This window comes from Calditrichota bacterium, assembly GCA_013151735.1.
GTDB lineage: Bacteria > Zhuqueibacterota > JdFR-76 > JdFR-76 > BMS3Abin05 > BMS3Abin05.
In genome coordinates, this window is sequence record JAADHR010000049.1 from 1 (window position 1) to 22,232 (window position 22,232).

Consider the following 22,232-nt stretch of genomic DNA (forward strand, 5'->3'; position numbering starts at 1 on the left):
CGAAAAAAGATTTCTCTTTAGGGCGCGGTGACAGGCGTTTGGGCAAAGGTTTCCATGAATGATGTAGCCGCAGGCTTTACGCCTGCGGATTATTGGGGATGGGGGATCGCACCCGTAAAGGGTGCGGTTACAGGTTGATTGGGAAACAAGGTACATTTACCCAGAGGGTTTGTGTGATGTAGGCGCAGGCTTTACGCCTGCGGATTTTTGGGACAGAGGATCGCACCCGTAAAGGGTGCGGTTACTTCCAAAAGGCAAAAAATGAATAAATACGCAACCAAAAATACGAGGGTATCAAATGAAAACGACGTATGCAATTCTCCTGGTGTTAACCATGGGTGTGATTCTGGCCTCTTGTGGCAAAAAAGAAAAAGCAAAGACCTTTCCGGTGCTTACATCCGCGCAAATTAAACAAATTCAGGAAAAAATGAAAAGCCTGCCGGATGAGCCTGTGGCAAAGGATGAAGTGGGTGTTATCGAAACCAACTTCGGGACAATTGTCATTGAACTTTATCCTGATGTGGCCCCGCACACCTGTGCCAGTTTTAAAAAATTAGCGAACCACGGATACTTTGATGGGGTTTTATTTCACCGCGTTGTGCCGGGTTTTGTGATTCAGGGAGGGGATATCCTCACCCGCGATGCAGATCCCTCCAATGACGGCACCGGTGGTCCCGGGTATACGCTTCCGGCAGAATTCAGCGACAAACACCATGTTCGGGGGACCGTTTCCATGGCCAGAAAGGCCAACGATGTGAATTCGGCAGGCAGCCAGTTTTTCATCTGCCTTGCCGATTGCCCGAACCTGGATTATCAATACACGATTTTTGGGAAGGTCATTAAAGGCATGGATGTTGTCGATAAAATAGCAGCGGTACCTGTTAAAAATCAACATCCACAGGAAAAAATTATCATGACAAAGGTTCGGGTTGTTAAAAAAAGTGAGCTCAAATGAACGTCAAAAAGGGTAAATGCCTCATGCGAATGGCGCTGTTCCTGGCGTTGACAGGAAGTCTTTTTCTGTTTTCGGGCAACGGCTTTTCAAAGGGCAAAACAGGGCAGTCAAAATATTGGGTGTTTTTTCGGGACAAGGGACACGGGGGGCTGCTCAAGGGACAGCAGGTGGAGGCCCTGGCGCGCGCACATCTTTCGGAACGGGCTGTCCAGCGCCGTCTCAAACGCGGGAGCGGGACCTCTCTGTTTGATTTTACAGATGTGCCGGTTTATCCGGATTATATTCAGCAGATTCGGGCCGCGGGGTTTCGGGTGTGGACGGTTTCAAAATGGCTGAATGCCGTGAGTGTTTTTGCATCTCCGTCGTCGCTTGAGAGACTGCGTTCGTTTCCTTTTGTGAAAACGATTAAACCCGTGAACGTGTTTATTCGGCCGCCTGTCCGACAAAAACCCATTGAAAAGATAAAAGCACCGGTATTTGAAAAGGCGGTTCGTTCGCATTCCCTGCATTACGGTCCGTCATTCGAACAGGATTCTGTGATTCATGTTCCCGAGGTACACGACCTTGGTTACAACGGCTCCGGTGTTTTAATTGGCATGCTGGACACCGGGTTCAACTGGAGGCACCACAAGGCTTTCCAGAATTTGAAAGTGGTTGCTGAATATGATTTCATTCACCACGATTCCATTACCGCCAACGAAGCCAAGGACAGTCTCTATTTTCCCGACAAACCGGGTCAAGATGCGCACGGAACGGAAACCCTTTCGTGCATTGGGGGATTTGCGCCCGGTGAATTGATTGGCCCGGCTTATGGTGCCAGTTTTGCTCTGGCGAAAACGGAATATGTTCCCACAGAAACCCGAATCGAAGAGGACAATTGGGTTGCGGGAATCGAATGGGAAGACAGTCTTGGGGCCGATGTCGTGTCCAGCTCATTGGGATATCTGGATTTTGATAACGGTTTTTCCTACGATCCCAAAACACAATTGGACGGCAATACAGCCGTCACCACAATTGCGGCTGATCTGGCAGCCAAAAAGGGGATTGTTGTGGTGAATTCGGCCGGAAACGAGGGACATTCTCGGCCTACGACACTCATTACTCCGGCCGACGGGGACAGCGTTATTGCGGTGGGAGCGGTTCGAATGGATGGAGAAATTGCCTCGTTCAGCTCCGATGGACCCACATCCGACGGTCGCATCAAACCGGACGTGGTGGCACCGGGTGTGGGGGTTTATGTGGTCTCCCCCTACACAACGGATGGCTTCACGCGTTCCAGCGGGACGTCATTTTCATGTCCGTTAACGGCAGGTGTTTCTGCGTTGATTTTATCGGCTTACCCGGAGTTGAAACCCATGCAGGTTCGGGATGCTTTGCGAAACACGGCAAACAACGCAAAATATCCAAACAATTTGTACGGCTGGGGGTTGATTGATGCGTACAAGGCGCTTCAGTATGCCAAAACAGAGGTGGAGGGGGTTAATGGGTCCGTTATTCCCAAAAAACTGGAGCTGTCTGATGCCTATCCCAATCCCTCGCCCGGTTTTGTGTCTGTTCGTTATGGTCTGCCCCAAGAGACGGATGTTACGATCTCCGTGTACAACATCCTTGGGCAGCGGGTCAAGACGCTATTTCACGGGGATCAATTTGCCGGAGGGAATCACATTGTATCGTGGAATGGACGATCAGAGACGGGTGAGCCGGCTCCTTCCGGAGTGTATTTTCTGGTTTTGAAAACCAATCGTGCCCATGCAACCCAACGAATTTTGTTACTGAGAAAATAAAATAAGGCATTTTTATGGCAAAAAAACCGGTTGTCGCGTTGGTACTCGGCGGTGGCGGAGCCCGCGGCATGGCGCACATCGGCGTGTTAAAGATTCTTGAAGAGGCTCAGATTCCAATTGATCTGATTGTGGGAACGAGTGCCGGTTCACTGGTGGGAGCCATGTACGCAACATCCCAAAATGTTGTGACGCTTATTCGCCGCTTCGAAGAATTCTTACAGAGTAAAACGTACAATCATACGGGCATGCCAAAATTCCTTCAAAAAAAACCCGCTGAAAATTTTTTTGGTCAGGTTGCCACCTACCTGGAGGAACGAATTGTCATTAATCTGGCTTACAGCCGGACGGGTTTGCTTGAACGGCGCCGCCTTCGGGAAGCGGTTGATTTTTTGGTCGATCCGGTGAGTATCCGCGAAACCAAAATTCCTTATGCCGCCGTTGCGGTCGACCTTATTTCGGCAAAAGAACTCATATTTACAGAGGGAAACCTCCAAACGGCTGTTGAGGCGAGTTCCTCGCTGCCGGGATTTTTGCCTCCCCTCAAACAAAATTCCCATGTTCTGGTAGATGGCGCGGTTCTTCACACGGTTCCGGTTATTCCGGCCAAAAAATTGGGGGCTGATTTTATTATTGCCGTCAACGTAAGCCAATCTTTAGACAATGAACCGGAGCTGGATAACGTCATTGATATTCTTTTTCGATCAAATTCAATTACATCGTATCGCTACAGTCGGATGCAAATGAAAGAGGCGGATCTTATTATTCGGCCTGATGTGGGGGATGTCCACTGGTCGAATTTTTCCCGGTTCAATGAGTTGATCGAGAAGGGGGAGGAGGTGGCCCGCAAAGCCGTTCCCGTTATTCGCCAAAAAATGCAAAAGAAATTCCAGTTTGGTTACCGATGGTTTCGGGGAAAAAGGGAAACCATCTGGATTGATAATAAGGGTGTTCGTGTTTATCAGGTGGAGGATTAAGCGGTGGAAATCTCAGGAATGCTTTCCCCGGATATGATTTTTCTGGATATTCCCGGAAAAACCAAAGAAGAGGTGATCCGTGAACTGGTTAACCGGATTACAGAAAAAAAAGCAGTCTTAAAAAATCCCGATCAGTTTTATGAAGAAGTGTTGGAGCGCGAACGATTAGGAAGTACCGGAATCGGAGAGGGAGTGGCTATTCCGCATGCCAGAACAGACAATGTGGGGAAGATGATTGTTGTTTTTGCCCGAACAAGAGACGCCATTGATTTTAATTCCGATGACAAGCGTCCGGTACGGCTGCTTTTTATGATCGCCGTTCCGGTCAGGGGATTGAAATCGTACCTGACCACGTTAGCCAAAATCTCACGCATTGTCCGGCAGGAGAAGGTGCGGCGTATGTTATTGGAAGCATCCTCTCCGGAGGATGTGATCCGTGTCATTCAAATGGCGGAAAAGGAAATTTCAAGTTAATTATCCGGCAGATAAAGGGCAACAAGTTTGGCGAATCATAATTTACGAATTTTGACCTGGGGGGCGCTTTTTATTACATTGGGAATCCTTCTGCCGATTCTTTTTCATCTTTTTGGCTTGGGTCCCGTTTTTTTGCCGATGTTCATCCCCATTCTGACGGCTGGTTTTTTGATGCCTCCGGCCAGTGCCATTTTTATTGGGGTCAGCACACCCATCCTGTCTTTTCTCATCACGCACATGCCGCCTGTAATTATCCTTCCGCTCATGATCATTGAGGGACTTTTTCTGGGAGGCATCCCGGCCGTTTTTTATGGAAAATTAAAGTGGAATTTCTGGCTCGTTCTTTTAGCAGCCCTGATCTTTGACCGGATTTTGTTGGGAATGATGGTCCTTTTACTGGCGCCGGTTTTTCATTTGCCTTCTCGACTTTCGTCCATTTACATGGTCGTGCAGGGCTTTCCCGGCATTTTGCTCAATCTGTTTGTGGTTTCTGTTTTTGTGAAGCTGCTGAAATTCACCGATGCGGGCAGGCTTTAGTTTTTCTTAACAGCAAAAAAGATTCGAATCAAAAAATACACATTCCCTTTTTAAGAGCCCTTTTGGATAATCGAAGGGTTTTTTTATGACAAAAAAAATTTGCCAATGGGCTTAAGTAAGTGTTTTTCTATTGACAGAAAGGGTTTGAATCCTTATTTTATTCTAAAGAAAAAAATAATAAGATTAGATTTCATTTTATATAGTATATAATATAGTTTTTCAAAAAAGCACAGCACGATTCAATTAATTTCTGCTGGTACGGGTCTGCCTAACAGGCTTTTGTTATGCAAATATATTAAAGGGTGCCTCATTCCCCGCCAAAACACAGCGGGAACATTCCCAGAACTCGCAGCGGCAGATTAAATTAAAATAAATCATGGAGGATCCTATGAAAACAATCAAAATTTGGGGCATGGCCGTGTTTGTCATGCTCATTTTTAGTTATGGCGTATTGGCATCCGAACATCCCAAAATTCCTCTTCTGGATGAGCAGGGGAATAATGTGATTGAAATGGCCAAAAAGCAGGGACAGAAGTTGGTGCTTAACGGAGTTACCTATTACAAAGGGGCTCCATACAGCTCCGAGCAAACCTGCGGCGCCTGCCACGATGTAAAGGCCATTACAAAGGCGTACCATTTTCAAATAGGGGCAACTGAGGTCAGTGATGACTGGGGTGAAAAGCATCCTCAATATCACGACAAATACTTGACCTCCCCCGGTCAGTATGGCTTCTGGTGACCGCCCTCCTATCGCCAGTTGGCGAGAAAACACAATACTTCTCAATTAACCTTCGATATTGGCACACCTGAAGAGGTTTTTACCTGCGCCTCGTGTCATCCGGGGGGTGGCCCCTATGAATACGATCGCAATGGCAAGCGTCTGGATCAAACGAATCCGAACAAAGTGCCCCCATTAGACGGAGATTATTACAGCTACACCACAAAAGAGACGTCTCAGGGAACCTGGGGAAAGCCCCACAAATTTGACTGGCGAAAAACGGGTTCTCTTGAAGTGGATTGTATGATTTGCCATTTGGATCCGGATGCCAAACGTATCTCGGATGCGACTGGCGTAAAACCGATGGCATACAATCCTCGGATCCGAATCTTTGCCAAACGAAAACTGGGAAAAGTTACGGCTGTTTCTCTGGGAATTTACCCTGGCCCGGGCTGGCAATCAGCTTTCACGTACTCCGATCCCCTGTCGCGCAGTAAAATCACATTTGAAAAGGACAAATATTATGTCGATTTGGACAATCCCATGGCGGATGCCCGAAATTATATGCGCGCGCCCTATGTGGAAGGTCAGGGGTTTAATTACGTTGGGTTAAGGGCAAAACGCCAGTTCTTGGGCCATTATTTCCGGTGGGCGCCCTCTGCAGGTCTGATGGGCTGGGATAATAATCAGGATGGTTACCCGATTACCTATCTGAAATTGGTCAAACACAAGGGTAAATTTGTTCCGGAAGTCTATTATGAGGCCAGTGAATTTGATAATGACAATGAAATATCGGTTCCGATGCTGAGTTCAAAAGAGACAGAAAACGGCCAAAATAAATGGACGCGCGTGTGTGCCCAGTGTCATGTGGGTGTGAAAGACCCGATTAATGGAAGTTTTCAGGTGCGAACCTGGGGTATGGGCATGAAAGCCGATATTGTGAAGCGCGGAGAAATCTGGAATCTAAATCCTCAATCGGAAAAGGATCCCGGATACGACGTTCATGGCGCTGCCGGACTGGAATGCACCAGCTGCCATGCCCGAACGAAGCCAGACTCGGTAGAATGGGATGATTATGTGGTCAATCCTGATCACAACTTTCTTAAAGGCAATGATTCCGGTAATGCCGTTCGCAATGATCTGGATAACCACCCGTCCCCGAAAAATTGTACCTATTGTCACATTCAGGAAGAAGTCGGTCCCAATCCTCATGAAGCGCATGCCAAAGTTTTCGGGAGTTCGGCCTGGGTGCATATGAATAAGATTGCCTGTGAAACCTGTCATATACCTCATGTGCGCTATTGGACGTTTCGGTCCTTTGATTACAGCCTCGGATTTCAATTCGATTACGATAACCGCCATTTTCCAAAACCGGATGGCGGAATGATGAACGTTATGCTTCCACCCTATTATGGGCCGATTCCCTTTTATGGAATGGGCAATATCAATTGGTTGGTCGGGCATCGGGATACGGATGCGTTTGCAACGGACAAATTGGCTCCTGTCGCATATATGATTCCCGGGCAGCCGAATGATCTCTATGGAATGATGTATCAGAAAATGACGGGACAAAAGGGTTTTGATTGGGAACCGGTGCTTTATTATTGGAAAGGAACCCATGGCAACCAAATCATGATCGGTAATCCCATTACGGTTACAACCTGGTTTGATAAGACGATGGAGAAAATCCTTTATCCGCGTGAAATGAATGCTGCGGTGCGAGGTATTTTCCGGGATAAAAGTGGCCGCAGTTACGCGCAACTTATTACGAATGACCGCATTTATGACAAAACCGGTTTTATGGGACATCCGGATATGAGACCGGAGGTGAGTACGCTGGATGATATCCGGAAGGTAAGAAAAGCCCTTATTGTTGTTTTGAAGAAGGAGGGCGAAAAGAACCCGAATCCGGTGCTGTATATTGCGGCGCACTATTTTAAGGTGTCTCACAATGTATTGCCGGCCGATCAGGCACTGGGGGCGAACGGTACCTGTACCGCCTGCCATGGCAAGAATGGACGGGTTGAAGATCGGATTATTACATTCACTCCCAATAGTATACAAGGATTCAATCAGGGGGTGAAAGAAGGATTGATTAAGATCGATCCGGAAATCAGTTATGTAAAACCGGTTGATCTGGATAAAGATGGGAAGCCCGATGTTCTGGGTGCATCTGAAAAGAGCATTCTCAAAGTTACGAAAGAACATCTGGAACGCGAATCTGAGAAATAGTAGAGAATCAAAATAATTACCCAAAGAAAAAGCCCCTTTTTACAAAAAGGGGCTTTTTTGTCTGGAAATTTTAATTAATATTCAATAACTTTAAAGATAATCCTATCTCAGTTAAGACTCTGGAGTTCTGAGTTCATTTCAAAATAAATGAAGGAGGGCGTATGTTACCGGAATTTAAAAATCAGGCCTACCTGGACTTTTCCATTCCCGAAAATAGAAGAAGAATGGAGGAGGAACTGGAAAAAGCAGAGGCCAATTTCGGGAAAGAATATGATCTTTACATCGGCGGTCGTTGGATGAAAGCTCCGGAGAGATTTGAGTCGCGAAATCCAAGCGACAAAGATCAGATAATCGGTGTTTTTCAAAAAGCCTCATCAAAGGAGGTCGATCAGGCGATTGCGGCCGGGTTAAAGGCGTTTGAATCGTGGAAATGGGTTCCTGCGAAGGAACGCGCGGCCGTCCTTCTGCGAGCCTCTCAAATTATGCAGAGAAGGCGGATTGAAATCGATGCCTGGATGGTTTTGGAAGAGGGTAAGAATTGGCTGGAAGCCGATGCGGATGTTGCAGAAGCCATCGATTTTTTGGAATTTTATGCCCGCGAAATGCTGCGCTACGGATCCCCTCAACCGGTTACCCCGGTTCCGGGAGAGTTTCCTGAATTATTTTATATTCCGCTGGGAATGGGGGCGGTTATTCCTCCCTGGAATTTCCCCATGGCCATTCTTGCAGGGATGACCAGTGCAGCCATTGTAACCGGGAATACGGTACTTTTAAAACCGGCCAGCGATGCCCCCAAGATGGGACATATTTTTACGGAAATTATGATTGAAGCGGGATTACCGGCAGGTGTTCTGAATTATGTTACAGGCGGCGGCGCCTCTATTGGCGATTATATTGTGAAGCATCCCAAAATTCGATTCATTTCCTTTACCGGTTCCCGGGATGTGGGCTTGCGGATCAATGAACTGGCTGCCAAACATCAGGAGGGACAGCTCTGGATTAAGCGCGTCGTGGCGGAAATGGGCGGAAAGGATGCCATTGTTGTGGACGCCGAAACGGATCTGGAAAAGGCGGCCGCGGCAACCATCGCGTCGGCTTATGGATTCCAGGGTCAAAAATGTTCGGCCGCTTCGCGGGTTATTGTTCACCGGGATGTTTACGATCGCTTCGTGGATTTACTGGTTCAAAAGGCCTCGAAAATTACGGTTGGCCCCGTTAAGGATGTCAAAAATTATATGGGACCTGTGATCAATCAGGCTGCTCTGGAAAAGGTGTTATATTATGTGGACATTGGGAAAAAAGAGGGGACACTTGTTTACGGAGGCAAGAAGATTGATGGAAATGGTTTTTTTGTCGAACCTACTATCATCAAAGATGTTTCCAGAGACTCTCGCGTGGCGCAGGAGGAAATATTCGGTCCCGTTTTGGCGGTTATTAAGGCGAATGATTTTGATGATGCCATCGACATTGCCAATAGTACGGAATATGGCCTAACCGGGGCTGTGTGGAGTGTAAACCGGGATCACATTTTAAAAGCAAAAAATGAATTTCACGTAGGTAATCTGTACATTAATCGGAAATGCACCGGCGCATTGGTGGGCGGCCATCCATTTGGCGGTTTTAATATGTCTGGTACAGATTCAAAGGCCGGCGGCCGCGATTATTTGCTATTATTTTTGCAGGCAAAATCTGTTTCTGAAAAATTGGATTATTAAAAATCCACTCTCATTCACGGGCTGTCCTCTTTGAGGGGATAGCCCTAATGTCATTCTTGGGAAATATGCAAGAAAATCCGTTCTATCTGGTTATTGCAGGAAATATTGGCGTCGGTAAAACGACACTGACACATATTATTGAGGAAAAGTTAGGCTGGACGCCCTATTACGAAAAGGTTGTCGAAAACCCCTACCTGGCCCTTTTTTATCAAAATATGGAGCGATGGGGATTTCATTCTCAAATATTTTTCCTGACCCATCGGTTTAAGGCCCATCTGGAATTTCAAAATGCACGCTCACCCATTGTACAGGACAGAAGTATTTTTGAGGATGCAGAGGTTTTTGCTGAAAACCTCTATCAACAGGGCCTCATGCAAAAACAGGATTATGCCACGTATCGCGATCTTTACGAAGCTATTATTCAATCCATCCGGTCCCCGGATCTTATCCTTTATCTGAAGGCTTCTCCATGGACGTTACTTACCCGAATTCGAAAACGGTGGAGAGATGTCGAACGCAATATCGATAAGGAATATTTATTTCAACTTAATCTAAGATATGAATACTGGATCCGAAAAATTGAATCGGAAATACCTGTTCTAATTGTAGAAACGGATCAAAAAGATTTTGTTGAAAATGTCGAATGGCGGGATGAAGTTTTGGCCACAATTCTGGAACACTATCGTTCACATTTGAAGACAAATCAATACTAAAATTGTAATTAAAAGAAAAATTTATTGAATTTACTTGATGAATCAGTTATATTCTAAAAATAATTTTTAGGTGCCCAAAATGCAAAAATTCTGGTTTAAGGTGATGAACGTTTCCTTGAAAAAGATGTGTTTTTTTGTGCTGTTTTTTTCCATGTTGTTTTTTTGGGGAAATGTAAACCCATCCTATGGACAAATTTCGATTAATGGAGGGCGCGGTCTTTTCCGAATTACATCGGCAGAAACGGTTAGCCCGGGAAATTTGTACATTAGCTCTTTTGGAAGCGCCTATTTGAAAAAATCGGATGGATCGCTGGCCAAAGACTACCACATGAGCGTGGTTTTTACATACGGTATTTATTCGCATTTGGAGCTGGATACCCGTTTTGTGGCTTATCAAGATGATCAATCACACATTTGGGGGCCGATAGGCAACACGCAGGTTGGTCTGAAACTGCAAATTCCAATCGAAAGCCGTTATATTGCTTTGGGGGTGGGAAGCAAGGTCATCTTCCCGACGGCACCCAATCAGGATGTTCCTTATGAAGCCTTTTCAGCCGATGGGGTGGCGTGGACACCTGAGGCATACGCCACGTTTGATTTAACGGATATCATTGATTATCCGTTGAAATTTTATGCAAATGGTGGCTATATGGATCACAAGTTGTTTGATGGCATGTTTTCCAATAAAATAGATGAAACCTATCTGAATGCGGGTTTGAAATTCCCCATTAAAAATACCATATTTTACTGGGAACTGGATTCTCGCCAGTTTATTCATCGAATGGATGAGATCGCCTTTGGAGAAAACTGGATCTATTCCAATCAGGGTTTGGTCTTTGTGGGGCCGTACAATCTGATTATGAATGTGTCATTGGATTGGAATTTGACGAAAGATGACCCGGCAACGGCCTATCACCCCAAAGAATACGCCCGCTGGAAATTGTGGCTGGGTGTGACACGGTATATTTCTCTGAAAAAATATGCGACTCAGGCTTTGGATCGGCGGCGGAGACAAAAAGAGAAAATGGCCCTGATGAAGCAGCAAGAGGAATTGCAAAAACAACGCAGTAAAGCGAGTGAAGAGATTTCACGCATGCAGGAAATGTTGAAAAGACCGAAGAAAAAAGAAAATCCAAACAAATAAATTGGTACTTATGAAAAAAGTAATTATAGCGATTGGTTTTATTTTTGTGATGTCTCAAATGGCAATGGGAACCGTTCGGAGTAGTACCCTTTCGCAAAAGGAGCTTGACCGGGCGGCAACCAAGGTTTACAAAACGGCTCTGGATCAAATGAAAACGGGCAATTACTGGAAGGCCGCCCAGAACCTGATTGTCATTACCGATTACTACAGCGATTATAAAAATCTTGATGCGGTTTTGTACAATCTGGGAACCTGCCTTTTCCATCTTGAACTTTACAATGCTGCTGAAAAAATTTATGTCTATTTGATTAAAAATTATTTGGATTCCCCTTATGTGGCAAATGCCGTCTATGGCCTGGAACGGGTCTACTATACAGATCGGATGTATAACAAAGCGTTGACCTATTTTCAAGTCATTACGGAAAAATTTCCCACCATGAATGAAATGGATGGGGCGTATTACTATGCTGGACAAAGCTATTTTTATCTGAATGATTATACGCAATCCATTCTTACGCTAAAACGGGTCTCTTCCAAAAGCTCATTCAGGGGGTATGCCCTTTATACCATGGGGCTTGGCTATCTAAAAAAAAAAATATCGATAAGGCCATTGAGTCATTCGAATATATCCTGAATTTACCCAAAATTTATACGGATATAAATGCTTTACGGGAACGAGTCCGGTTGGTTATTGGTCTAACCTATTTTGAATTGAAAGACTATTCGCGGTCCATTCGTTTTTTGAAAAAAGTTTCACCGAGAAGTGCAGAATATGGAAAGGCTTTGTTGGGGTTGGCTTGGGGATATATAAAATCCAAAGAATACCAAAATGCAGTTCCGCCTCTTGAGATCTTTTTAAAGAGATATCCCCATAGTGAATATATACCAGAAGTTTATCTGTTATTGGGACAGGCCAATTTAAAACTTCACCTTTATGACAAGTCTATCTTCTATTTTAATAAAATATTGGAACGATTTCCGAATAACAAAAAAAATGAGCAGGAAATCCGGTCAATAGCCGAAAATATTGATAAAGAACAGAAACAGATAAAAAATATTCAGGTCAATTTGTTGCTTTTGGAGACGCGTCTGTTAAATACCATACAATTGACGACGCCCAAAAAGTATATTCCAAAATTTATGTTTGAAGAAAAAAAGAAGTTGGAGAAAAAGCGCCGCCTGTTATTGCGGGAGATTATTTTAGAGAGAAATGAATACAGAAACCTACAAGATCAAATTCAGCAATTGAAGTTGGTCTATGAAAAGAGAGATAAGGACTGGCGCAGTTATGCAGAATATGGTATTTCTAGAGCCCTCTATTTGAAAGAACGGGAGCAATAATCATGAAACGGATTTCATATCTGATCATTGGCCTATTTCTTAGCCTGTTTTTACTATCCAGGGGGAATGCTCAAGAGAAAAACAAGCTGCAGTCTGTAGACCAGGCCATCCAGAGAATGCATTTATCCGTTAATGATTTGAGCCTTACAGAATTGGAAAAGGCTATCAAGAAAAATGAGGAGCTGCTTCTCAAATACCCCAATAGCGAATTTACCCCCAACATTCTTTTCCAGCTTTCAGAACTTTATATTAAAAAATCACGGTTAGATTTTGGCCGAAAGATGTCGGAATACGAAAAGCAGTTAAAGGATTTTGACGCGGGGAAAACGGCCATCGAACCTACCATACCACGGATCAATTTTAATGACGCCCTTCATTATTTGCAGGAACTGGAAAACCAGTATCCTTATATCAGTTTTATTGACAAGATTCTCTATCGGATGGCGCTTTGCTATCAGGAAGAGAATAATCTGGTTAAGAGTCAGGAGTATTTCGATAAACTGGTTTCACAAACCCCCAACAGTCCTCTGGTTGCCGAATCCTATTTCCGTTTGGCCGAACACTATTTTGATGACGGAAAATATGAAAATGCCATTCGGTACTACTCAAAATTAGTCAAAAAAAACATGTGGAATAATACCTTTTTCGACATGTCCCTGTATAAATTGGGGTGGACCTATTACAAACTGAACAAGTATCCTGAAGCCATTAGTAATTTTATGTATTTGTTAAAGGACATTGAAACGCAACAGCGATTGCAATCACAATATTTGGATCGCTCATCGGCCGATTTGATTGATGAAGCGTTGCAGTATATTGCCATCAGTTTCAGTGAATTCGGGGGGCCGGAAAAGGCCAAAAATTTTCTTCTCTCTCTGGGGGACAATCGATATGACGATGAGATCCTGAAGCGATTGGGAAATATTTATAAAAAGCAGGACCGGTTGGAACAGGCTATTGCAACGTATCGCATTCTCCTAAAGACCTTTCCGGATGTTCCGTATGCGCCTGATATTCAATTGAATATTGTGGCCTGTTACAAGCAGCTTTGGGATCCCCAAAAGGCCAATGAGGAGCAGGAAAATCTCGTAAAAAATTATGGCCTGGAAAGCAAGTGGTACCAGGAAACGAAAAATGATTCCGTTCGAAATCATGCCCGTCAGGTGGTACGGGATGCCCTTTATAATGTGGGTATTTTTCATCAACTTCAAGCCAGAGAAGCCGGCGGGGATAAAGAGGAATATCGCAAAGCGATTGAATGGTACAATCGTTTTCTGGAAGATTTTAAGGACGACCCGGGTGCGTACAAGGTTTTATATTTTATGGCCGAATGTGAATACCAGATTGGCGATTACGAAAGTGCCGCAGAAAATTACAGCCAGATTGCCCACGATACCTCCAATACCGAGTATCTGGAAGATGCCGCCTATAATACCATTCTGAGTTATCTTAAGGCGGCTGAAAATTACTCGGATGGTAACCCGGTTGTTTTTGAGGTTCCCGGGTTTTTGACCAAAAAGGATACCGTGCGCATTGAGGTGAAGAATCTTCCGATGAAACAATTCATTTTGGCATCTCTGGAATTCCCTCATCTGGTGAAGGACGGCCCGCGAACGGTTGAAGTCTTGCTGAAACTGGCCGATGAACTCAGCAAAATTCAGCGCTATGACCTTGCCCGGGCGGCCTACTTAACCATTATCAATAATTATCCGGAGAGCGACTACTACGGCACAACCATGATGCTGGTGGCGCAGTCCTATTTTAAAGAGGAAGATTACAGCCGTGCCGAAAAATGGTACCAATCGGTTTTGACCGCTCTTCCCGATTCCTCGAAACTGGTGGCCAAAGCAAAGGGCATGGTGGCTTCCTCGCATTACAAATTGGCGGAGAAATTGCGGGAATCGGGTAAGCCCATGCAGGCAGCTAAAGAATACGCTACCGCAGCGCTCAAATATCCAAACTCCACAATTGCCGAAATGGCCCTTGTCCAGGCGGGGAAACAATTCGAGGCTATTGGAGACACGGTGAGTGCCGCACAAATCTACGAAAAATTTCTTGAAAAATATCCCGATTCCAGATTATTGGATAAAGTAGCCGTCACGGCAGCAGCTTATCGGGAAAAAATGAAGCAGTGGGATAAAGCCGCCTCCGATTATCTGAAATTGGTCGAAGTCAATTCGCCCCTGAAAGCAAAGGCCCTGTATTTCGCGGCGAATTGCTACTACAAACAGAAAAACTGGAACAAGGCCATTGATCTTTTTTCAAAATATATTACCATCTTTGATAATTACAACCACTATGTAGAGGCCCTTTTAAGGATGGGAGAGGGGTATTATGACCTGTCCCAGCCGAAGATGGCTTTGACGTTTTTGAATAAAGCCCTCACGGTGTACAACGATCACAAGACCGAGAATATTAACCCGTATTATGTAGCCAATGCCTCGTTTCTGATTGGCGAAATCCATTTTCAGCAATATGCAGCCATTGAAATTACGTCCGATTTTGCCAAAAGCTTGGGAGCCAAGAAGAAATATCTGAAAATCTGCCTGCAGGATTACAAACGAACCATTGATTTTCGGGTGGCGGAATGGGTTACAGCTTCTTACTATGAAATTGGGCGTGCGTGGGAAGAATTTGCCAATGCCATGATCAATTCTCCCCTTCCGGCAAACCTTTCCACGGAGGAAGTGGCAGCGTACCAGTTAAAACTGAACGAGGCGGCGGCTCCGCTTCTTAAAAAAGCGGCAAAATATTTTCAGGCCAATTTGAAACAAGCCAAAAAGAATCATATTGATAATATTTGGATCAAAAAAAGCCAGAACCGCTTTGCCAGTTTAACGCAAAAGGGAGTGAAGGCCGAATGAAAAAGATAATCCGACGTGTGGGCATTGCTGTTCTCTTACTCGTTTTGATGTCGGCTGTTTCGATGGCCCAGCAAAAGACCAAACAAAAACAGGGGAAAACAACCAAGAGCAAAACAGCGGGAATTTCGCAGGAAGCAAAAAAACTCTTCCTGGATAAAATTGAAATTAAGGGGTGGATTGCCAAACCCCAGATGGTCTATATTATTCCCGGAACGGATCCCAAAGTGGACGATATCGTGATTGACCGATCGTTCATCGATGAGATAATGAAACCACTCGACAAAGATACATTCGAAAGAAAATACAATAAAAAACAGGAAATGCTCATCCCGTGGTAGGTTCTGTAAGAATAGGAGGATAAATTTTGGACGCAGTTATTGCTTTCTTCAAAAACGGCGGTACATTCATGTACATTATCCTGGCAATTGGCCTCTGGGGAATTGCCATTATTGTGGAACGGTTTATTGTGATCTATTTTGTGAACCGGATCGACAGCAAAGGATTTACCAACCAGATTGTGCATCTTATTCGTGAAAATAAAATTGATAAGGCCCTCTCGCTCTGCGATCGCTCAAAAGCGGCTCTGCCACGGATTGTGAGAGCCGGTTTGGAGGAGGCCGATTCGGCCCAGGAAGATATCCAGAATGCCATAGAATTGCGTGCCCTGACCGTTTTTCCAAAACTGGAAAAACGCACAGGCTATTTGTCGATGGCGGCCAATGTGGCTACACTGTTAGGCCTTTTGGGAACAATTTGGGGATTGATTGAATCGTTTCAGGCCGTTGCGCATGCAGATGCTTCCCAGAAAGCGGCCCTGTTAACAGGCGGTATTGCACTGGCACTCAACACGACGGCTTTTGGTTTGATTGTCGCCATCCCCATCATGTTCTTTTACTCGATTTTGTTGGAAAAAACAAACGAAGTAATTGATGAAATCAATGAAAATGTTGGAATTATTTTTCAGGCGTTGGCGCGGCGGACTCGAAACGGCAAGTAGGGTGATTTTGTTATGAATCTCAGACGAACAATTGGCAAAGAACGCCGGTCGGAAGATGCCGATGTCAATATTACACCGATCATGAATGTGTTTGTGATTTTGATCCCGTTTTTGCTGCTAACGGCCTCCTTTGTTAAAATTGCCATTATCGATTTTTCACTGCCCTCAGCCGAACAATCCTCAGCCAACACCATTAATGCTAATGACCTAAAAGAGCTGACGGTTCTGGTGGTGTCTATTGACAAAAAGGGCTTTCAGGTTAAGACATCTGAAAAAAAACTGCCGTTTGTGAAAAAAATAAACGGCAAATTCGACTACGCAGGACTTAAAAATCGGCTAAACTGGGTGAAAAAGAAATACCCAAAACTGGAAGATGTGATCATTTCGCCGGACGCAACAATCAAATACGACACCATCGTAAAGGTAATGGATACATGTCGTGAAACAGGTTTTCCGAACTTTTCGATTTCAGGGTAACAATGAATCAGGCCTTTTCCAAAAAAAGTATTCTCAGTCGAAAGCGGAGAAAAAACGGAATTTTTACGCTTCGCTTGACGTCCATGATTGACATGTTCACAATCTTGCTTGTTTTTTTGCTGAAAAATTACACCACCGAAAATCAGGTGCCGGTCATGGCAAATGATCTGCGGCTGCCATCGTCCACGGCCCAGAAGATTCCTGAAACAGCGTCTGTGGTAGGCCTTACCCGGCAGTGGGTTTTGCTTGACGGGAAAAAGATGGCCCGTGTGAGCGATGTGCTCAAGTCGGATAATTTGCTCATTAAGAATCTTTTTCTGGAATTACGGGCAAAACGCTTAATCTCCGAGCGGCTGGCTTCTTACGACTCCAAGATGAAATTCCGGGGGGAGATTACGATCCAGGGAGATAAAGACCTTCCTTTTCAATTGTTGAAGAAAGTGATGTATACGTGTGGCCAGGTGGGTTACAATAATATGCAGCTGGCTGTTATTAAAAAAGAATAAAAAGGCAGAAGAAATTTACCGAACGGATGAAGCATAAATCAGGTGTTCTACACATAAAGGTTGAAGACCAGGATGGCCCACGCGAATTTTATTTGAGATCGAATAAAAAGTACCGCGTCGGACACGATACCTCAAACGATCTGACCATCTACGGCGACCACGTTCCCAAAAGACTTGCTCTTTTTGAGGGAAAGGGGGATCATTTTGTCTTGAATGTGGATGCTTTCATGGACGGGCAAATCTCCAACGATCATTCGTCATTAAACATCCAGGACCTGATTGACCACGATCTTCTTCCTCAAAAAAGAAACATCTACGAAATCCCCATTAAGTTTGATAAGAGGGGTTGGGTTAAAGTTGGCCCCACGCGTTTTGAATTTGATTTTAACAGCGCCGCAAATGAAGTGGATGATTCGGTCCACTACTGGAATTTTTCCAGGCGCTATTTGCATGGGATAACGAATGATCTTCCCTACAAAATTATTGTCTTGCTTTTCATTGTTTTGGGAACCTTCTGGTCGGTAAAGGTTTACCATGCCAAACCCATTGTTGAGAAAAAATTTAGTCTTGAAAGGGTTACACGGCGCGTGGCCCGATTTATTATTGCTCCCAAAAAGCCTAAAGCGATTCGGCCGAAAAGCAAAATAGGGGTTGCCAGTTCAAAAGAAACGCCGTCAAAAAAAACAAAATCCTCAAAATCCTCTTCACCGGAGGCCAAGAAGCAGGCTGCATTTGAGGCGGCAAAAAAGGCCGTTGTGAAAAAGGGACTGCTGGGCCTGATTGCAGGTAAAGGAAAATCCGGTAAGGGAGGAACCGTTGTTGATGCGCTCATTGATAAGGGCCTGGTACGGGAATTGGACAACGAGCTGCAGTCGGGAAAAGATTTGCAGGTCGAATTGCCCTCGTTGGAGGACAATGGGGGGGATCTGAGCGATATTTTGTCATCCGATACCCCATCTGTGGATAATTTGATTACAAACGATCAGGTGCAGGAAAGCTTCAATCTGAAGGAAAAGGGTGGCGTTAATCTGGAGGAAATGAGCGCCCTCTCCGGAGACACGGAGGCAGTCGGGCACAGAAGTCAGCAGTCCATACGGGACGTGATTGTTTCGTATATGGGGCGCATTACCTACGTCTACAACAAGTATCTGAAAACCAATCCTGATCTTGGGGGAAAGATTGTGATTGAGATCAAAATTGCCGCATCCGGCGAAGTGTTGGATGCCCGAATTGTTTCATCCTCAATGAACAGTCCGGCTTTTGAAAATGAATTGCTGCAAGTGGTCCGGCACATCAAATTTAAGCCCATTCCTGAAGGTGTTGTAACGGTCGAAAATCCCTTTGTTTTTTCCCGAAGTGACCGCTGAGGTCTGGCAGTCACCATTCCCGCACCTTTTTCCCGCCAGAACGGCACCCATCCTCCAAAATAAATTCCTGGCGTAATTAACTTAATTCAAAAATAATATGTTATCTTTCACACACCCAAACAAATTTCCCTTGCAAAATTACGGCGAGTTTGCTAATTTAAAATAGTAAAATTCTTGCGTTGAACCTGTACCTCACGGAGAAACGATATGCGGCTATTTTATCTTTTGCGGGATCAGAAGCACACAATCGGCGTTGAACTGGAAAAAGGTATGGTGGATTTTTCCGCCGCTCTTCAAACCTATTTTTTCATGAAACACAACCGGTTAATGTACCGCCTCGATTCTCCCTTCGATCTGATTCAGGCCGGACTTTTGGATGAAGATTTTATGCTCCGGATTTTTGACTATCTGGAATCTCATGATTTGTGGAATCCGTTTATCATAACAGATACCTATAAAATTCTTCCCCCGGTTCCTCAAACCGGAAAAATCATTTGTCTCGGACGGAACTACGCGGCCCACGCCAAAGAGAGCGGAAGTGAAGTGCCCACGGAGCCGATTCTTTTTGTAAAAACAAAATCCACGGTTATCGGGCAGGAGGAAAAAATCCTGCTGCCGAAAGACGTGGGGCGTGTCGATCACGAAATTGAATTGGCCGTTGTAATCGGCAAAAGGGCCGCACAGGTATCCAGGGCCGCCGCTTTTGAGTTTATTGCCGGATTTACTATTTTGAATGACGTGACGGCGCGTGCCATGCAGAAACAGGATATTGACGCGCGAAAACCCTGGTACCGCTCAAAAAATTTTGACACATTTGGCCCCATGGGGCCCTGTCTGGTTACTTCAAAGGAAATTGGCCGTCCAATTGAACTGGATTTGACCCTCCGTGTGAATGGAGAGATTCGGCAGCACTCAAATACAAGAAATATGATTTTTGATATTCCCACGCTCATCGAGTACATTTCGCAGTGGATTACGCTGGAACCCGGCGATCTGATCTCCACAGGAACGCCTGAAGGTATCAGTGAGCTTCACCCGGGTGATATTGTAGAGGCGGAAATCGAAAAGATTGGCATCCTCAGGAATTTTGTTGCTTCACGTGATCAAATAGGGAGACCGCATGAATCTGGAGCTTGAGAACAAAGTCGCCATTGTCGGGGGATCCAGTAAGGGATTGGGAAAGGCCATTGCCTTGCGGCTGGCCGAAGAAGGGGCCTCGGTAACGATTTGTGCCCGGGGAGAAGACGCTTTGTTGAAGACCCAGGACGAAATCCAGAAAAAAACAGGGCAAGACATTCTGGCTGTTCAGGCCGATCTTTCGAAGAAAGAAGAGGTTTCCGTCGTTGTAGAAAAGACACTGGAGACCTTTTCGAGGGTCGATATTTTGGTAACCAATGCCGGAGGGCCGCCGCCTCTGTTTTTTATGGAAATTTCCGATGAGCAGTGGGAAGCGTATTTGCAGGTAAGCCTGATGAGCGCTATCCGGTTGATTCGCCTGGTACTGCCCCACATGGTCAAACAGAATTGGGGGCGAATTCTTAATTTGACCTCTGTTTCGGTAAAACAGCCCATTGATAATCTGATTTTATCCAACACGGCGCGGCTGGGTATTGTTGGACTGGCTCGTACACTTGCGAATCAATACGCCAAAAACAATATTACAATCAACAATGTGGCCCCCGGATATGTTCTGACGGATCGGGTCCGCCAATTATTTGAGGCAAAAGCACAGCAGGAAAAGCGGTCGCTTGAAGACGTAACCCGGGAGATCACAAAGCAGATTCCCATGGGCCGGTTAGGTAAGCCAGAAGAGATTGGCGATATTTTTGCCTTTTTGGCTTCGGAGCGCGCGGGGTACATCACAGGTGTCACCCTGCAAGTGGACGGGGGTTTTGTAAAATCATCGTTATAAGAAGCACAGGTGGTTGTCTCCTCAAACTCAGGGGGGAACAACCGGGACAGCCCGGGCAGAGGGTCTTGTATCTGAAATGGGCCGTTTTTGCCCTCCGGAATTTTTCCGGAAATCTAACCTCCTAAAGGAGTCATCAGTCCGTGAGCCGGATACTTTACGGAATTCATCCGATTCAAATGGCCATCGATGCCGAAGAGCCAATCGAAAAGATCATGGTTTCAAAATCGGCCCGGGGTCCCCGGGTGGGACAACTCATTTCGCGGGCCCGGAAAAAGGAGATTCCGGTTCAATATGTTGCTCCGGATGTGATTAAAAAAAAGGCTGAATCCAAGGCCAGCCAGGGAATTTTGGCCTGGGTGGCGGAGGTACGCTGGTATTCTCTGGAAGATTTACTGGATAAATTGCAATCGGAGTCAGCCCCCTTATTCTTGCTGATTCTGGATCAAATTGAAGATCCCCACAATCTGGGTGCCATTGCCCGTTCAGCCGAAGCCTTCGGGGCTCACGGATTGATTGTACCTCAGCGCCGGTCGGCTCCGCTGTCGGGGACGGCCTCAAAGGCAGCCGCCGGTGCGCTTGAGATTTTGCCGATCGCGCGGGTGAAAAATCTGAACCGGGCGATTGAGATGCTTCAGGCCAACGGGATCCGGGTCATCGGAACAGACGAAAAGGGCGAAATGCCCGTGTGGCAGGCCGCTCTTACGAATTCGGTCGCCATTGTGATCGGCAATGAAGGAAAGGGAATGCGCCGCCTTGTTCGAGAGAAATGCGACGAGCGGGTTCAAATTCCTCTTCGGGGGAAAACCCCCTCATTAAATGCATCTGTCGCTGCAGGAATTGTGTGTTACGAAGTCTTTAAACAACGTGTAATAAAAGGGTCGATCAAATGAAAACGTTTACGACAACCCCGGGTCGTTTTTATCGCTTTTTTCCCATGTCCGTAACGGTAATTTCCGTGCGGTACAAAAATAAGGACAATCTGATGCCGGCTGTTTGGAATTCTCCCCTTTCGTTTGATCCTCCTCTGTTTGGCGTTTCAATTTCTCCGAAACGCTTTACACATGAATTAGTAAAATTAGCCGGAGAATTCACAGCCAATTTTTTTGATTATGCCTATAGTCACAAAATTGCGGAGTGTGGCAGTGTGTCGGGGCGGGAAATTGACAAATATGAAAAATTCGGACTCACAAAAGAAGACTCTCAACTGGTGAAGTCGCCCATCGTAAAAGAAGCCTATTGTTCGTTGGAGTGCATTTTGGAACGGGTCGAGGCTTACGGAGATCATGATTGGTTTGTTGGAAAAATCCTGGGCATTCACTATGAAGAAGACGTCTACGATGAAGGCGGGCTGCTTAAACTGGATACCATTCGTCCGGCGATGTACATGGGGGCCGACACCTATTTTACGGCAGATCCCAAAAGCAAAATTTTGATTCCCAGGAAGTGAGGTCACTCCAAAAGCTGCGCACGGCCCAGCCGGTATGAATTGAACTTCATGGGGGTTCATTTTGTGAAATTCGGG

At 45.4% G+C, this 22,232-nt stretch carries 22 protein-coding genes; all 22 read left to right on the plus strand.

Annotated elements, in window-relative coordinates:
• The first annotated feature begins 427 nt into the window (after positions 1–427).
• Positions 428–955: a peptidylprolyl isomerase gene (locus tag GXO76_02875; GenBank protein ID NOY76795.1), complete on the plus strand. Its 528-nt coding sequence runs from the start codon at positions 428–430 to the stop codon at positions 953–955.
• Positions 952–2,739, plus strand: a complete 1,788-nt coding sequence (locus tag GXO76_02880; protein ID NOY76796.1) for a S8 family serine peptidase — start codon at positions 952–954, stop codon at positions 2,737–2,739. The genes GXO76_02875 and GXO76_02880 overlap by 4 nt, the downstream gene beginning before the upstream one ends.
• Positions 2,740–2,753: 14 nt before the next feature.
• Positions 2,754–3,713: a patatin-like phospholipase family protein gene (locus GXO76_02885; GenBank protein ID NOY76797.1), complete on the plus strand. Its 960-nt coding sequence runs from the start codon at positions 2,754–2,756 to the stop codon at positions 3,711–3,713.
• A 3-nt stretch (positions 3,714–3,716) separates the two neighbouring features.
• A complete protein-coding gene (locus GXO76_02890; protein NOY76798.1) occupies positions 3,717–4,187 on the plus strand; it encodes a PTS sugar transporter subunit IIA in 471 nt (156 codons plus the stop codon).
• A 51-nt stretch (positions 4,188–4,238) separates the two neighbouring features.
• Positions 4,239–4,724, plus strand: coding sequence for an ECF transporter S component (locus tag GXO76_02895; GenBank protein NOY76799.1), 486 nt, complete (start codon positions 4,239–4,241; stop codon positions 4,722–4,724).
• Between the two features lie 388 nt (positions 4,725–5,112).
• Positions 5,113–5,463, plus strand: coding sequence for a hypothetical protein (locus GXO76_02900; protein NOY76800.1), 351 nt, complete (start codon positions 5,113–5,115; stop codon positions 5,461–5,463).
• A gap of 165 nt (positions 5,464–5,628) precedes the next feature.
• A complete protein-coding gene (locus tag GXO76_02905) occupies positions 5,629–7,674 on the plus strand; it encodes a hypothetical protein (GenBank protein NOY76801.1) in 2,046 nt (681 codons plus the stop codon).
• A 161-nt stretch (positions 7,675–7,835) separates the two neighbouring features.
• Entirely contained in the window at positions 7,836–9,389 is a 1,554-nt protein-coding gene (gene pruA / locus GXO76_02910; GenBank protein ID NOY76802.1) for an L-glutamate gamma-semialdehyde dehydrogenase, read from the plus strand.
• A gap of 65 nt (positions 9,390–9,454) precedes the next feature.
• The gene (locus tag GXO76_02915; protein ID NOY76803.1) at positions 9,455–10,102 is read left to right on the plus strand and encodes a deoxynucleoside kinase; all 648 of its coding nucleotides are present in this window, start codon (positions 9,455–9,457) and stop codon (positions 10,100–10,102) included.
• A 151-nt stretch (positions 10,103–10,253) separates the two neighbouring features.
• A complete protein-coding gene (locus tag GXO76_02920) occupies positions 10,254–11,246 on the plus strand; it encodes a hypothetical protein (GenBank protein NOY76804.1) in 993 nt (330 codons plus the stop codon).
• Between the two features lie 10 nt (positions 11,247–11,256).
• Entirely contained in the window at positions 11,257–11,880 is a 624-nt protein-coding gene (locus GXO76_02925; GenBank protein ID NOY76805.1) for a tetratricopeptide repeat protein, read from the plus strand.
• 107 nt (positions 11,881–11,987) lie between these two features.
• On the plus strand, positions 11,988–12,587 hold the full coding sequence (locus GXO76_02930; protein ID NOY76806.1) for a tetratricopeptide repeat protein: 600 nt from the start codon (positions 11,988–11,990) through the stop codon (positions 12,585–12,587).
• 2 nt (positions 12,588–12,589) lie between these two features.
• Positions 12,590–15,451, plus strand: a complete 2,862-nt coding sequence (locus GXO76_02935; GenBank protein ID NOY76807.1) for a tetratricopeptide repeat protein — start codon at positions 12,590–12,592, stop codon at positions 15,449–15,451.
• Positions 15,448–15,789 carry a hypothetical protein gene (locus tag GXO76_02940; protein ID NOY76808.1) on the plus strand — a complete coding sequence of 114 codons (342 nt, stop codon included), beginning with the start codon at positions 15,448–15,450 and terminating at the stop codon, positions 15,787–15,789. Before GXO76_02935 ends, GXO76_02940 begins: the two co-directional genes overlap by 4 nt.
• A gap of 26 nt (positions 15,790–15,815) precedes the next feature.
• Positions 15,816–16,448 (plus strand): MotA/TolQ/ExbB proton channel family protein, encoded by a 633-nt coding sequence (locus GXO76_02945; protein NOY76809.1) that lies wholly within the window; start codon positions 15,816–15,818, stop codon positions 16,446–16,448.
• Between the two features lie 12 nt (positions 16,449–16,460).
• Positions 16,461–16,925: a biopolymer transporter ExbD gene (locus tag GXO76_02950; protein ID NOY76810.1), complete on the plus strand. Its 465-nt coding sequence runs from the start codon at positions 16,461–16,463 to the stop codon at positions 16,923–16,925.
• A 2-nt stretch (positions 16,926–16,927) separates the two neighbouring features.
• Complete coding sequence (locus GXO76_02955; protein ID NOY76811.1) at positions 16,928–17,431, plus strand: biopolymer transporter ExbD; 504 nt, start codon at positions 16,928–16,930, stop codon at positions 17,429–17,431.
• Positions 17,432–17,457: 26 nt separating this feature from the next.
• Positions 17,458–18,798, plus strand: a complete 1,341-nt coding sequence (locus tag GXO76_02960) for an energy transducer TonB (protein ID NOY76812.1) — start codon at positions 17,458–17,460, stop codon at positions 18,796–18,798.
• 387 nt (positions 18,799–19,185) lie between these two features.
• The gene (locus GXO76_02965; GenBank protein ID NOY76813.1) at positions 19,186–19,935 is read left to right on the plus strand and encodes a fumarylacetoacetate hydrolase family protein; all 750 of its coding nucleotides are present in this window, start codon (positions 19,186–19,188) and stop codon (positions 19,933–19,935) included.
• A complete protein-coding gene (locus GXO76_02970; GenBank protein NOY76814.1) occupies positions 19,919–20,710 on the plus strand; it encodes an SDR family oxidoreductase in 792 nt (263 codons plus the stop codon). Before GXO76_02965 ends, GXO76_02970 begins: the two co-directional genes overlap by 17 nt.
• Positions 20,711–20,850: 140 nt before the next feature.
• On the plus strand, positions 20,851–21,600 hold the full coding sequence (gene rlmB / locus GXO76_02975) for a 23S rRNA (guanosine(2251)-2'-O)-methyltransferase RlmB (protein ID NOY76815.1): 750 nt from the start codon (positions 20,851–20,853) through the stop codon (positions 21,598–21,600).
• Positions 21,597–22,157 (plus strand): flavin reductase family protein, encoded by a 561-nt coding sequence (locus tag GXO76_02980; GenBank protein NOY76816.1) that lies wholly within the window; start codon positions 21,597–21,599, stop codon positions 22,155–22,157. The genes rlmB and GXO76_02980 overlap by 4 nt, the downstream gene beginning before the upstream one ends.
• The last annotated feature ends 75 nt before the right edge of the window (positions 22,158–22,232 follow it).

What these genes read in the sequence shown, in the direction of transcription:
- GXO76_02970 (NOY76814.1), top strand. Translation starts at nt 19,919, where the DNA reads ATGAATCTGGAGCTTGAGAACAAAGTCGCCATTGTCGGGGGATCCAGT.
- GXO76_02950 (NOY76810.1), top strand. Translation starts at nt 16,461, where the DNA reads ATGAATCTCAGACGAACAATTGGCAAAGAACGCCGGTCGGAAGATGCC.
- GXO76_02980 (NOY76816.1), top strand. Translation starts at nt 21,597, where the DNA reads ATGAAAACGTTTACGACAACCCCGGGTCGTTTTTATCGCTTTTTTCCC.
- GXO76_02885 (NOY76797.1), top strand. Translation starts at nt 2,754, where the DNA reads ATGGCAAAAAAACCGGTTGTCGCGTTGGTACTCGGCGGTGGCGGAGCC.
- GXO76_02915 (NOY76803.1), top strand. Translation starts at nt 9,455, where the DNA reads ATGCAAGAAAATCCGTTCTATCTGGTTATTGCAGGAAATATTGGCGTC.
- GXO76_02935 (NOY76807.1), top strand. Translation starts at nt 12,590, where the DNA reads ATGAAACGGATTTCATATCTGATCATTGGCCTATTTCTTAGCCTGTTT.
- GXO76_02955 (NOY76811.1), top strand. Translation starts at nt 16,928, where the DNA reads ATGAATCAGGCCTTTTCCAAAAAAAGTATTCTCAGTCGAAAGCGGAGA.
- GXO76_02920 (NOY76804.1), top strand. Translation starts at nt 10,254, where the DNA reads ATGTTGTTTTTTTGGGGAAATGTAAACCCATCCTATGGACAAATTTCG.
- GXO76_02960 (NOY76812.1), top strand. Translation starts at nt 17,458, where the DNA reads ATGAAGCATAAATCAGGTGTTCTACACATAAAGGTTGAAGACCAGGAT.
- GXO76_02875 (NOY76795.1), top strand. Translation starts at nt 428, where the DNA reads ATGAAAAGCCTGCCGGATGAGCCTGTGGCAAAGGATGAAGTGGGTGTT.
- GXO76_02940 (NOY76808.1), top strand. Translation starts at nt 15,448, where the DNA reads ATGAAAAAGATAATCCGACGTGTGGGCATTGCTGTTCTCTTACTCGTT.
- pruA (NOY76802.1), top strand. Translation starts at nt 7,836, where the DNA reads ATGTTACCGGAATTTAAAAATCAGGCCTACCTGGACTTTTCCATTCCC.
- GXO76_02925 (NOY76805.1), top strand. Translation starts at nt 11,257, where the DNA reads ATGAAAAAAGTAATTATAGCGATTGGTTTTATTTTTGTGATGTCTCAA.
- GXO76_02880 (NOY76796.1), top strand. Translation starts at nt 952, where the DNA reads ATGAACGTCAAAAAGGGTAAATGCCTCATGCGAATGGCGCTGTTCCTG.
- GXO76_02965 (NOY76813.1), top strand. Translation starts at nt 19,186, where the DNA reads ATGCTCCGGATTTTTGACTATCTGGAATCTCATGATTTGTGGAATCCG.
- GXO76_02900 (NOY76800.1), top strand. Translation starts at nt 5,113, where the DNA reads ATGAAAACAATCAAAATTTGGGGCATGGCCGTGTTTGTCATGCTCATT.